At 65.6% G+C, this 13,010-nt stretch carries 9 protein-coding genes and 1 pseudogene; 3 read left to right on the top strand and 7 right to left on the bottom strand.

Translation table 11 applies throughout. The features are described 5' to 3' along the window. Positions 1-39: 39 nt before the first annotated feature. Positions 40-2,067 carry an aldo/keto reductase gene (locus tag P9217_RS11440; protein WP_278085990.1) on the top strand — a complete coding sequence of 676 codons (2,028 nt, stop codon included), beginning with the start codon at positions 40-42 and terminating at the stop codon, positions 2,065-2,067. Positions 2,068-2,228: 161 nt separating this feature from the next. On the opposite strand, the gene P9217_RS11435 is transcribed toward P9217_RS11440, so the two are convergent. Further along, positions 2,229-2,657, bottom strand: coding sequence for an Lrp/AsnC family transcriptional regulator (locus tag P9217_RS11435; protein ID WP_066991894.1), 429 nt, complete (start codon positions 2,655-2,657; stop codon positions 2,229-2,231). A 120-nt stretch (positions 2,658-2,777) separates the two neighbouring features. Between P9217_RS11435 and P9217_RS11430 the strand changes: the two genes are divergently transcribed. After that, entirely contained in the window at positions 2,778-3,881 is a 1,104-nt protein-coding gene (locus P9217_RS11430) for a saccharopine dehydrogenase family protein (RefSeq protein ID WP_127247386.1), read from the top strand. Between the two features lie 160 nt (positions 3,882-4,041). Here the strand turns inward: P9217_RS11430 and P9217_RS11425 are convergent. The 5 genes and pseudogenes from P9217_RS11425 to P9217_RS11405 form a co-directional block, all read right to left on the bottom strand. After that, positions 4,042-4,940, bottom strand: a pseudogene (locus tag P9217_RS11425) (ISAs1 family transposase). 114 nt (positions 4,941-5,054) lie between these two features. Further along, a complete protein-coding gene (gene lpdA, locus P9217_RS11420) occupies positions 5,055-6,452 on the bottom strand; it encodes a dihydrolipoyl dehydrogenase (RefSeq protein WP_278085991.1) in 1,398 nt (465 codons plus the stop codon). Between the two features lie 276 nt (positions 6,453-6,728). Further along, a complete protein-coding gene (locus P9217_RS11415; RefSeq protein ID WP_278085992.1) occupies positions 6,729-8,042 on the bottom strand; it encodes a dihydrolipoamide acetyltransferase family protein in 1,314 nt (437 codons plus the stop codon). Positions 8,043-8,055: 13 nt separating this feature from the next. Further along, on the bottom strand, positions 8,056-9,069 hold the full coding sequence (locus P9217_RS11410) for an alpha-ketoacid dehydrogenase subunit beta (RefSeq protein ID WP_127247389.1): 1,014 nt from the start codon (positions 9,067-9,069) through the stop codon (positions 8,056-8,058). A 3-nt stretch (positions 9,070-9,072) separates the two neighbouring features. Beyond that, on the bottom strand, positions 9,073-10,305 hold the full coding sequence (locus P9217_RS11405) for a 3-methyl-2-oxobutanoate dehydrogenase (2-methylpropanoyl-transferring) subunit alpha (RefSeq protein ID WP_066991510.1): 1,233 nt from the start codon (positions 10,303-10,305) through the stop codon (positions 9,073-9,075). A gap of 528 nt (positions 10,306-10,833) precedes the next feature. On the opposite strand from P9217_RS11405, the gene holA reads away from it, so the two are divergent. Beyond that, on the top strand, positions 10,834-11,877 hold the full coding sequence (gene holA / locus P9217_RS11400; RefSeq protein WP_127247390.1) for a DNA polymerase III subunit delta: 1,044 nt from the start codon (positions 10,834-10,836) through the stop codon (positions 11,875-11,877). Between the two features lie 184 nt (positions 11,878-12,061). Here the strand turns inward: holA and P9217_RS11395 are convergent, their stop codons facing one another. Then, positions 12,062-12,952: a ParB/RepB/Spo0J family partition protein gene (locus P9217_RS11395; protein WP_278085993.1), complete on the bottom strand. Its 891-nt coding sequence runs from the start codon at positions 12,950-12,952 to the stop codon at positions 12,062-12,064. Between the last annotated feature and the right edge of the window lie 58 nt (positions 12,953-13,010).

The raw sequence follows: 13,010 nt of genomic DNA, 5'->3' as shown, positions 1-13,010 counted from the left end.
ATCGCGAAGGCGTGGCGGCGACCGCATGGAGAATTGGACATGACATCCGGAAAAATTCGCTGGGGCATCCTCGGACCCGGCAGCATCGCCAAATCCTTTGCCGGCGGCCTGGCGCAGTCGCGCACCGGCGAACTGGTCGCGCTCGGCGCTCGCAATCCCGGCAAGCCGGGCCTTGCCGAGACGTTTCCGGGCGCGCGCATCCTCGACGGCTATGACGCGCTGCTTGCCGACGAGGACGTCGATGCGATCTATATTTCGATCCCGCATCCAGGCCATGCCGAATGGGCGATCAAGGCGGCAGAAGCCGGCAAGCATGTGCTGTGCGAAAAGCCGCTGGCGCTCACCGCCTTCGAGGCCGACGCCATGATGCATGCGGCGCGAATAGCGGGCACCTTCCTGGGCGAAGCGTTCATGTACCGGCTGCATCCGCAGACGCTGCAGCTGGTCGAGCTGATCAAATCGGGCGCCATCGGCGAGGTCCGCATGATCAAGTCGAGCTTCGGCTTCGCTATGCCGGGCTTCATGCCGGAGCACCGGCTCTACGCCAACGAGCTGGCCGGCGGCGGCATCCTCGACGTCGGCGGCTATCCGGTCTCGATGGCGCGGCTGATTGCCGGCGCCGCGGCGGGAAAACCTTTCCTCGAGCCGGACAAGGTCGTCGGTGCGGCCCATCTCGGCCAGTCCGGCGTCGATGAATGGGCCTCGGCGCTGCTCCATTTCCCCGGCGGCATCGTCGCCGAGGTTTCCTGCAGCATCTCGCTCAACCAGGACAATGTCCTGCGCATTTTCGGCACCAACGGCCAAATCGAGGTGCCGGACTTCTGGTTCGCCGGTGGCAACCGCGATGTCGGACCGGGCCGGATCGAACTGATCCGGTCCGGCGGCATGCGCGAGGTGATCAGTGTCAACGAGACCCGCCACCTCTATTCCTTCGAGGTTGACGCCGCCGGCGAAGCGATCCTGGCCGGCCGCCAGGAATTCGCCTGGCCGGGCATGGGCTGGACCGACAGCCTGGGCACGTTGCGCGTTCTCGACAAATGGCGCGCCGCCGTCGGGCTGGAATACGAGATTGAAAGGCCGGCTAAGCGCGTCAACACCATCTCCGGCCGGCCGCTCGGCGCTAACGGCACAGCCATCGGCAAACGCGCGATTCCGGGCCTGCCGAAGCCCGTCTCGCGCCTGGCGCTCGGCTTCGAGGATTTCCGCACCTTCTCCTCGGGCTCGATCCTGCTCGACGCGTATTTCGAAGCCGGCGGCAACCTGTTCGACACCGGCTTCGTCTATGGCGCCGGCTACACCGAGACGCTGCTTGGGCAATGGCTGAGCAATCGCGGCGTGCGCCAGCAGTCGGTCATCATCGCCAAGGGCGCGCACACGCCGCTCTGCTATCCCGATGTGATCGGCAAGCAGCTCGCCCAGACGCTCGACCGGCTGCAGACCGACCATGTCGACATTTATTTCATGCATCGCGACAACCCGGACGTGCCGGTCGGCGAGTTCGTCGATGCCATGGACCGCGAGGTCAAGGCCGGCCGCATCCGCGGCCTGTTCGGCGGCTCCAACTGGACGATGGAGCGTATGGACGCGGCGATCGCCTATGCCGAACGCACCGGCAAGCAGAAGCCCGGCGCGCTTTCCAACAATTTTTCGCTGGCCGAGATGCTGGAGCCGATCTGGGCCGGCTGCATCACCTCTTCCACCGACGATTGGAAAGCTTGGCTGACGGCGCGGCAGATGCCCAACTTCGCCTGGTCGAGCCAGGGCCGCGGCTTCTTCACCGACCGCGCCGGCCGCGACCGCACCGACAATGAAGAGCTGGTGCGGGTCTGGTATTCGGAAAAGAACTTCGGCCGCCGCGACCGCGCCATCGAACTTGCAAGCAGGCTCGGCAAAAGCCCGATCCATGTCGCGCTCGCCTATGTCCTGGCGCAGCCCTTCCCGTCCGTTCCGCTGATCGGCCCGCGCACGCTGGACGAGCTGGAGGACAGCCTCAAGGCGCTGGATATCGCCCTGTCGCCGGACGATCTGGAGTGGCTGGACAACGGGCCGGAGAGACGGAGGGCGTAGCGCCAATCTCCCCCCTCGAGGGGGAGATGGCCGCAAAGCGGCCAGAGGGGGGTCGGTCCGACTGGGCTCGGCCTGCTGCGGCAGATGGAGGTTGGCGCTCCACGCGAGGCGATCCCCTGTGGCCTGCCCCGCAAGGGGGGAGATCACTAGTTTCGCTGCCCTCACCGATCAACCCGCGTCGACAAAATAATCGACGACGACGTCCGCTCTACTCCCTCCATTGCCCCGATCTGATCGAGCAGCGCGTCGAGATCGCGGATCGACGGCGCGTCGACGATGACGATCATGTCGAAATTGCCGCTCACCGAATGCACCGTCCGGACCGGCGGCATCGCCTCCAGGCTACGCACCACCTTGTCGGCGAGTTTCGGCGTGACGGTGAGCAGCACATGCGCCTTGACCAGACCCTGCTCATAGTCGGGCGACAGCCTGACGCCGTAGCCGGCGATGATGCCGCGCTGCTCCAGCCGCTCGATCCGGCTCTGCACCGTGGTGCGCGACACGCCGAGCTTTCTCGCCAGCTCGGCGGTGGAGGCGCGCGCGTTGGCGCGCAGCAGCGTCAGCAGGGCCTGTTCAGCTTCACTGATCATTTCGACGAAACCCTTCGGCAAATTGCGCTATGTTCAGCTTCACTTTGCCAGATTCCGAGCTTCCTTTCGACAGGCAAGCTGCGATGATTCCTGCCAATTCGAACTGGCAGGGGTATCGTCATGAAAAACATTGTTGTCGTCGGCGCCGGCAAGATCGGCTCGACCATCGCTGAAATGCTTACCACCACGGGAGACTACCGCGTCACGGTGGTCGACCGCTCGGCGGCCCAGCTCGCCGCAGCCGAATTGCCGGCCGGCGTCGAGAGCAAGGAGCTCGACATCGCCGTGCCCGGCGCGCTTGAGGCAGCGCTTGCCGGCAAATTCGCCGTGCTGAGCGCCGCGCCCTTCCACCTCACCACCCGCATCGCCGAGGCTGCGGCGAAGGCGGGCGTGCATTATCTCGACCTCACCGAGGACGTCGCCAGCACCCGTCGGGTCAAGGAGCTGGCGCGCGAGGGCAAGAGCGCCTTCATCCCGCAATGCGGCCTGGCGCCGGGCTTCATTTCGATCGTCGCCAACGATCTGGCCAGCCGCTTCGACACGCTGGAAAGCGTGCGCATGCGCGTCGGCGCGCTGCCGCAATATCCGTCGAACGCTTTGAACTACAACCTCACCTGGAGCACCGACGGCGTCATCAACGAATATTGCGAGCCTTGCGAGGCGATCGTCGAGGGCGAGCTGGTCGAGGTGCCCCCGCTGGAGGAGCGCGAGGAATTCTCGCTCGACGGCGTCACCTACGAGGCCTTCAACACCTCCGGCGGACTCGGCACTCTGGCCGAGACGCTGAAAGGCAAGGTGCGGACGCTGAACTACCGCACCATCCGCTATCCCGGTCATGCCGCCATCATGAAGGCGCTGCTCAACGACCTCGGGCTGCGCCACCGCCGCGACGTGCTGAAGGACATTTTCGAGAGCGCCCTACCGGCGACGCTGCAGGATGTCGTCATCGTCTTCGTCACCGTCTCGGGCCGCCGCAACGGCCGCCTGCTGCAGGAGACCTACGCCAACAAGATCTATTCGCACCGCGTCGGCAACGTCGTGCGCAGCGCCATCCAGATCACCACCGCCTCCGGCATCTGCGCCGTGCTCGACATGCTGGCCGACGGCACGCTGCCGGCGAAAGGTTTCGTCCGGCAGGAAGACATCGCGCTCGACGCATTTCTGGCCAACCGCTTCGGCCGCGCCTACGCCCAGCACGAGACGGCGAGCCGCCTGGCGGGCTGAGCTTTGTGATCTCCCCCCTTGAGGGGGAGATGTCGCCAAAGGCGACAGAGGGGGGTCCTCTCAACCAGTGCAGCGCATGTGAAAGCCAAAGACGGAAGTCGGCGCTTCACGCGCGGCGACCCCCTCTGGCCTGCCGGCCATCTCCCCCTCAAGGGCAGGGCTATCGCATATGAGTAAAGAGTTCATAGAAGAAGTCTTTGCTCCAGTTGGCCCTGCGCATCTTGCTGGCGATTGGTTTGTCGAGCGGATGGGCAGCCGAGATGTTTTGGGCGAGCCTGCGGATGACGGCCAGGTTTTGTGGCGCGTTGTCCTTTCGGGTGCGGGCGTCATCCTCGTGGAAGACAACATCAAGGCTCCAGTGCAACTGGTTCTCGATCGTCCAGTGGGCACGAACCGTCTCAGCCAATTTGTTGGGCGTCAGCACCTTGGAGAGGGCGATATAGCGGACCGATGTGGTCGTCTTGCCGTCGGCAGTGGTGCGCAGGGCCTCGATGCGGCCAATGGCCTTGAGGCCGGGGAAGGCGGGCGCGTCCTTGAGCCTGGCAAGCGGCAGCACGCTGGCGCGGCGCACTTCGGTGCTCTCTTCAGCAGCGCCAGCGTCGCTGCAACCTCGTCGGAGGCCGGCGCCCGCGTTGCCGCAATCGCCAGCCGCGTCTCGGCATCCCAGGCACTGACCATCAGCGGCGGCATGAAGGCGCGGCCCTTCTCATAACCGCGCCTCAGCGCCTTGCCGTCGACGGCCACCACGCCACGCGGTGGGCCGAGCCCAAGCTCACGCCGCAATGCCGCCATGAAGGCGCTTAGCGCATCCGACAACTCCTGCGGATCAAGAAGCCGAAACACCCGGCTGAAGGTGTCGTGGCTCGGACACCCATGCTTCAGCTCGATGAACTCTTTCAGCTCCTCCTCGCGCCCCTCTGCGAACTCCGCAATATCCACACAGCTTTTGGCCCCGCACAGCGTCGCCAGCGCCAGAAACAGAAGTTCAGCAAGATCATGCCGCGCGTTGATGTCGCGCGGATCGCGAACTGCTTGCAGGATCGACAAAACAAGCCGCACTCGGGCCTCCTCTGCTACGAGAAAGCCTCTCAAGAATCCTTCTTTTGCGGCTTGGCAATAGCCAATCAACTTATCTGCGATTCCCCTGCCTCAAGGGGGGAGATCCCGCTCCCTCTAAACATGCAGCGCGTGCCCGAGCGCCTTCAGCGCCGCTTCCTGGAAGCCCTCGCCCTGGGTCGGATGCGCATGAATGGTGCCTGCTATATCCTCCAGCCGCGCGCCCATTTCGAGCGCCAGGCCAAAGGCCGCGGCCAGTTCCGAAACGCCCTGCCCGACCGCCTGGATGCCCAGCACCAGATGGTTGTCCGCGCGGGCGACGATGCGCACGAACCCGTCCTCGCCTTGCCTGGTCATGGCGCGGCCGTTGGCGGCGAACGGAAAATGTCCGATCTTGATCTCGCCGGCGAGCGCCTTCGCCTCGTCCGGCGACAGGCCGGCGGTGACCAGCTCGGGATCGGTGAAGCAGATCGCCGGGATCGCGCGCTTGTCCCAGCCTCGCTTGTGGCCGGCGACGATCTCGGCCACCATCTCGCCCTGCGCCATCGCCCGGTGCGCCAGCATCGGCTCTCCGGTGACATCGCCGATAGCGTAGATGCCCCGCATCGAGGTGCGGCACTGGTCGTCGATGCGGATGAATCTTCCGACCATGTCGAGGTCGATCTGCTCCAGCCCCCAGCCCTCGGTGAGCGGCTTGCGCCCCACCGTGACCAGGACCTTGTCGGCGGCGATCTTGGCGTTCTTGCCATCTGCCGTCTCGACCAGCAGCGCATCGCCCTTGGTCGACAGCCCCTTGGCCTTGGCACCAAGCATCACCTCGATGCCGAGCTCGCCGAGCCGCTTCAGCACCGGCCGCGTCAGCTCGGCATCATATTGCGCAAGCACGCGCGGCAGGGCTTCGACCACGGCGACCTTGGCGCCCATCTTGGCGAAGGCCATGCCGAGCTCGAGCCCGATATAGCCGCCGCCGACGACGGCGAGCTTGTCCGGCACCTCGCTCAGCGCCAGCGCTTCGGTCGACGAGATGACCGGGCCGCCGAAGGGCAGGAACGGCAGTTCGGCCGGCACCGAGCCGCTGGCGATCACCACCGCCTCGGCGCGGATCACCTGGCTTCCCGTCTCGGTCTCGACCTCGACGGTCTTGCCGTCGCGGAACGTCGCCCAGCCCTGCACGGTCTTGACCTTGGCTTTCTTCAGCAGGCCAGCGACGCCGCTGTTCAGCCGGCTAACGATGCCGTCCTTCCATGCGACCGTCTTGGTCAGGTCGAGCGTCGGCGGGGCGACCGCGATGCCGAGCGGCCCCTTGCCGCCGGCGATGTGCGCGATCTTCTCGAACTCTTCCGCCGCATGGATCAGCGCCTTGGACGGGATGCAGCCGACATTGAGGCAGGTGCCGCCCGGCTTGCCGAACTCGACGATCACCGTGTCGACGCCGAGCTGCCCGGCGCGGATGGCGCAGACATAGCCGCCCGGACCGGCGCCGATGACGAGCAGCTTGCAGGAGATCTCTTTCATGGGCTTCTCGTTGCTGAGCACGGGGATTTTGGCAGAGGGTTAGGGCCTGGCGAACGCAGGCCGTGGCGATTGGCCGATATCCGTGGAATCTCGTGATCCTGGGGCGGAGCAAGGAGCGTAGTGACGCGCGTAGACCCCAGGATCCATGCCGTGACGTGAAGGCGTTGCAACGCTCCAGAATTCTGGTCCGCCGCGCCCTTCGGGCGAGGTCGCGGCATGGATCCTCGGGTCAAGCCCGAGGATGACGAGGGGGCAACGTCGTCCGTATCCATACGACTATTCCACGAAGATCAGCGCCGGCGTCTCAAGCAACGCCTTGATTCGCTGCACGAAAACCGCGGCGTCCCAGCCGTCGATGACGCGATGGTCGAAGCTGGACGACAGGTTCATCATCTTGCGCGGAAGGAACTGCGTGCCGTCCCATACCGGCCGAACCATGATCTTGTTGACGCCGACGATCGCCACTTCCGGATAATTGATGACCGGCGTGGTCGCCACGCCGCCCATCGCCCCGAGCGAGGTGATGGTGATGGTCGAGCCGGAAAGCTCATCGCGCGTCGCCGTGCCGGACTTGGCCGCGTCGGCAAGCCGGTTGATCTCGGCGGCGCTTTCCCAGAGGTCGCGGGCCTCGGCATGCTTGACCACCGGCACGACGAGCCCGGTCGGCGTCTGGGCGGCGATCCCGACATGGATGCCCGCGTGTTGGTGGATAACGCCGGCCTCGTCGTCGAACAGCGCGTTGAGGTTCGGCTGGTCGGCGATCGCCTTGACCATTGCCCGCATCAGGAACGGCAGCAGCGTCAGCTTCGGCCGGTCTTGCCGCTTCTCTTTGTTGAGCGCCGCGCGCAGTTCTTCCAGCGCCGTGACGTCGATCTCCTCGACATAGGTTATATGGGGAATGTGCGACTTGGCGAGCGCCATCTTCTCGGCGATCTTGCGCCGCAGCCCGACGACCTTGATGTCCTCGATGCCCTCCTTGCGGGCAAGGCCGGTCGCGCGGGCAAGCTGCGGGCCGCGCGCCAGGAAGGCCTCGATGTCCTCATGGCTGATGCGCCCGGCCGGACCGCTGCCCGCAACCTGGCGCAGATCGATGCCGGCTTCCTTGGCGCGCAGTCGGACGGCAGGGGAAGCCAGCGGCTTTTCGCCTTCCGCGCGCGGCGCGCCGATGACGGACGCCGGGCGCCCAGCCTTCGGTGCCGCGACGGAAGGCTGGGCCGGGATCTGTGCCGGTTTCGGCGCCGCTTTCGAGGCGTCCGACAGCGGTTGGGACTTTGCCTCCACGGGCTCGGCCGGCGCTTCTGCCTTCGGCGCGGCCTTGGCACCGCTGCCTGCTTTCACATTGCCTTCGCCGGCTATTTTAAGCCGCACGATCGGCGAGCCGATCGCCACCGTGTCGCCGATCTCGGCGCCGAGCCAGAGGATCTCGCCATCGACCGGCGAGGGGATCTCGACGGTCGCCTTGTCGGTCATGACGGCCGCCAGCACCGCATCCTCGCGCACCAGGTCGCCGATCTTGACATGCCATTCGACAAGCTCGGCCTCGGCGACGCCTTCGCCGACATCGGGAAGCTTGATGACATATTCGCCCATCGTCCGGCCCCCCTCAGGCTTCCATGGTCTCGACGAGCGCGCGCCCGACCCGCGCGGGGCCGGGGAAATACTCCCACTCCTGCGCATGCGGATAGGGCGTGTCCCAGCCGGCGACCCGCGCCACTGGCGCCTCCAGATGGTAGAAGCAGTTCTCCTGCACCAGCGCCGCGAGCTCGGCGCCGAAGCCGGAGGTCAGCGTCGCCTCATGCACGACGACGCAGCGCCCGGTCTTCTTCACCGAGGTGACGATCGTGTCGAGGTCGAGCGGCAGGAGCGTCCTCAGGTCGATGATTTCGGCATCGATGCCGGTTTCCGCGGCCGCGGCCTGCGCGACATAGACCATGGTGCCGTAGGCGAGCACGGTGACCGCCGAGCCTTGCCGGCGGATCGCCGCCTTGCCGAGCGGTATGGTGTAATGGCCATCCGCCACCTCGCCGAGCTCGTGCTTCGACCAAGGCGTCACCGGGTTGTCGTGATGGCCGTCGAAGGGGCCGTTGTAGAGCCGCTTCGGTTCCAGGAAGATCACCGGGTCCGGATCCTCAATCGCGGCGATCAATAGCCCCTTGGCGTCATGCGGGTTGGACGGCACCACCGTCTTGAGACCGGAGACATGCGTGAACAGCGCTTCCGGGCTCTGGCTGTGCGTCTGGCCGCCGAAGATGCCACCGCCGGTCGGCATCCTGACGACGATCGGGCAGGTGAAATCGTTGTTGGAGCGATAGCGCAGCCGCGCCGCCTCCGAGACGATCTGGTCGTAAGCCGGATAGACATAGTCGGCGAACTGCACCTCGACGCAGGGCCGCAGCCCATAGGCGGCCATGCCGATGGCCGAGCCGACAATGCCGGATTCGCTGATCGGCGCATCGAAGCAGCGGTTCTTGCCGTATTTGGCCTGCAGGCCCTGCGTGCAGCGGAACACGCCGCCGAAGAAGCCGACATCCTCGCCATAGACGATGACGCGCTCGTCTCGCGCCATCGAGACATCCATGGCGTCGCGGATCGCCTCGATCATGGTGCGTCTGGGCATCGATCAGACCCCCGCCTGCTGGCGTTGACGCCTGAGATGCGGCGGTGTTTCGGCATAGACGCCCTCGAACATGTCGCGCGTCGACGGCTTGCCGCCGGCATGCAGCGTGCCGTGGCTTTCGGCTTCCTTCTGCGCCGCGATCACGGTTTCGAGGATCTCGGCTTCCGCCTGGATGTGGCGCTGTTCCGTCCAGACTTGCTTGTGGATGAGATGGTTCTTCAGCCGGATGATCGGGTCGCCGAGCGGCCAGGCGTCCGATTCCGCCTTCGGCCGGTAGGCCGACGGATCGTCCGAGCTCGAATGCGCGCCGACGCGATAGGTGACATATTCGACCAGGGTCGGCCCGAGATTGCGACGCGCCCGCTCGATCGCCCATTTGGCTACCGCATGGACGGCGAGATAGTCGTTGCCGTCGACCCGCAGCGACGGGATGCCGAAACCGAGACCGCGCGCGGCGAAAGTGCCCGAGCCGCCGCGGGCAATGCCCTGGAAGGTCGAGATGGCCCACTGGTTGTTGACGACATTGAGCACGACCGGGGCCTTGTAGGTCGAGGCGAAGACCAGCGCCGCATGGAAATCGGACTCCGCGGTCGAGCCGTCGCCGATCCAGGCCGCGGCGATGCGGGAATCGTTGGAGATCGCCGAGGCCATCGCCCAGCCGACCGCCTGGATGTACTGCGTCGCCAGATTGCCGGAGATCGAGAAGAAGCCGTGCTCCTTCGAGGAGTACATGATCGGCAGCTGCCGGCCCTTCAGCGGATCGGCCTCGTTGGAATAGATCTGGTTCATCATCGCAACCATCGGATAGCCGTCGGCGATGAGCAGGCCGGCTTGCCGATAGGTCGGGAAATTCATGTCGCCAGGCTTGAGTGCCTTGCGGAAGGCGCAGCTCACCGCCTCTTCGCCCAGATGCTGCATGTAGAAAGAGGTCTTGCCTTGGCGCTGCGCCATCTGCATGCGCGCATCGAAGGTCCTGAGCGTCATCATATGGCGCAGGCCTTCGAGCAGCTCCTCGTCGGTGAGCAGCCCGGCCCATGGCCCGACCGCTTCGCCGGCGCGGTTAAGTACGCGGATGATGGAGAAGGCCATGTCGCGGATGGTGCGCGGATCGACATCGACCTCCGGCCGCGGCACGGACCCCGCTTTGGGAATGGTCACATTCGAGAAGTCGGGCGTGCCGCCCGGCCGAACCTCGGGCTCGGGGACATGAAAGCGCAACATTCCAGCATCGGCCATGACCTTCGTCCTCCAATGTTGCCGGTGCGATACTTGCACATCCGCGCCGCCATTTCATCGGGCGAGATGGCGGCCGTCCTCCCGGTCATCAGCCTCGTCGAGCCGATGCGGCACATGGCCGACAAGATGCAGATATGGCGCAGAAATTTCTTGTCGATGTTTGCAAGCGTCGCGCAATTTGGCGGAAGTTTGCGGAGCGTTTGCCGCCACAAAAGACAATTAAGGCATGCGCGCCGGCCGACGCAGCTAATCTCCACCCTCGTGGGGAGTTGCTCGGCAGGGCAGAGGGGCGTGACAGACTCTGCTTCAGGGTCGTCATTCCAGGGCGGAGCAAGGAGCGGAGCGACGCGCGCAGACCCTGGAATCCATGCCGCGACGTTGACGCGTTGCGGCGGTTGGAGAATATTCTGCACCCCGGCGCTCCCCGGCAAAAGTCACGGCATGGATCCTCGGGTCAAGCCCGAGGATGAAGAGAGGCCGGCCGCTTCTCCGTTCACTCCGTCTCCGCCTCATGCTAACTCACCCCGCATGGCACAGAAGAAGGGATACGAGGTCGATTCGTGGCTGGCGCGGCCGGACCCGGCCATGGCCATCGTCCTGCTTTACGGCCCCGATCGTGGCCTGGTCGCCGAGCGGGCCAAGACCTTCGCGTTGAAGACCGGGCTGCCGCTCGACGACCCTTTCTCAGTGGTCAAGCTGGATGGCGCGGAAGTCGATCGCGACGAAGGCCGTCTGCTCGACGAGGCGCGCACCGTGCCGATGTTTTCCGACCGGCGGCTGCTTTGGGTCCGCAACGCCAGCGGCCAGAAGGCGCTGGCCGACGACATCAAGGCGCTGACGGCGGAGCCGGCGCCGGATGCTCTCATCCTCATCGAGGCGGGCGACCTGAAGAAGGGCACTGGCCTGCGGGCCATCGTCGAGGCAGCCGGGAACGCCATCGCCTTGCCCTGCTATGCCGACGAGGCCCGCGATCTCGACACGGTGATCGACGACGAGCTGCGCAAGGCCGGCATGTCGATGACGCTCGACGCCCGCCAGGCGCTGCGCCGCAATCTCGGCGGCGACCGTCTGGCCTCGCGCGGCGAGATCGACAAGCTGGTGCTCTACGCCCATGGCAAGAAGGAGATCGACCTCGACGACGTCAATGGCTTGTCCGGCGATGTCTCCGGCGCCTCCTTCGACGGCGCGGTCGACGCGATGCTCGACGGCAAGGTCGGAGATTTCGACATTGCCTTCACCAGGCATTGTGCGTCCGGCGGCCATCCTTTCCTGGTGCTGTCCTCGGCGATGCGGCAATTGCAGGCGATCCAGGTCATGCGCGGCCAGATGGAATCCGGCGGCCGCAATGCCGCCTCGGTCGTGGCGGGAGCGCGCCCGCCGGTCTTCTTCTCGCGCCGCAAGCTGGTGGAAAAGACGCTCGAGCGCTGGAACAGCGAAGCCCTCGGCCGCGCGCTGAACCGGCTGCAGACGGCTGTGCTGCAGACGCGCAAGCGGCCCGACCTGTCGGAGGCGCTGGCCCGTCAGGCGCTGCTCGGCATCGCGGTGGAAAGCGCGAGATTGGCGCAGAGGTAGGCGATCAGCCAACCTCCCCCTGTGAGGCGATTGGCCGGCGCCTTCGGCTATCGCGGGCGCCGCAAAAAAGAAGAGGCCGGCGCAGCGGCCGGCCCCCTTGTTGTGCCTATCACCAATATATCAGCCGAGATCTAAACTTAATCGAGAACTTTATTAGTCGGCTAATTTCATGTAAATCAGCAATTTATCGGTCGTCCTTCAGCCGCCGGCACAACTCATCGAGTTGATCCAGCGACCGGTAGTCGACCCGCAGCGTGCCGCCCTTGGCCTTATGCTCGATCGAGACAATCATGCCGATCGTGTCGGTCATCAGCTTTTCCAAGGCCAGCGTGTCGGGATCCTTTTCCGGCGCGCTCGGCGCGGACCTTACTTTGGCGGGTGTCGGTCCCGCGGGCATTTGCGCCAACGCCTCGGCCTGGCGCACCGAAAGCCCCTCCTCGACGATGCGCTTGGCGAGCCCCGCCGGATCGCCGGCTGTGACCAGCGTGCGGGCATGGCCGGCCGACAACGCGCCGTCGACCAGCATGTCGCGGATGACGTCAGGCAGCTTCAGGAGCCTCAGCGTGTTGGCGACATGACTGCGGCTCTTGCCGATCACCTGGCCGAGATCGGCCTGCGTGTAGCCATGCTCGTCGATCAGCTGCTGATAGCCCTGCGCTTCTTCGACCGGATTGAGATCGGCGCGCTGCACGTTCTCGATGATTGCGAGCTCCAGCGCGGTGCGGTCGTTGACGTCGCGCACGATGAGCGGGATTTCGGTCAGCCCTGCGCGCTGCGCGGCGCGCCAGCGCCGCTCGCCGGCGATGATGTCGTAGCGGCCGGGCTGCGACGGCGAGGGCCGCGCCACCACCGGCTGCACCACGCCATGCTCTCGGATCGACTGGGCGAGGTCGGTGAGTTCGGCGTCGCCGAAATGCCGGCGCGGGTTCTTCGGGTTCGGACTGACGAACTCGATCGGCACCTTGCCATCCGCCGCGACCGCGCTCGGCTTTTCGGGCGCGACGGGACGATCGATCTCGCCGATCAGCGCCGCGAGGCCGCGGCCCAGTCTTTTTCTCGATTGGTCTTCGCTCATTATTCCGTCCAGATCGTTTCGGAGTCGAATCGGCTACTGATTAGTGAAATTCGGCCTG

Origin of the sequence: Mesorhizobium sp. WSM4989, from assembly GCF_029625795.1 — a bacterium.
In the GTDB taxonomy this organism is placed as follows: Bacteria; Pseudomonadota; Alphaproteobacteria; order Rhizobiales; family Rhizobiaceae; genus Mesorhizobium.
This window is presented reverse-complemented; position numbering and strand designations above follow the sequence as displayed.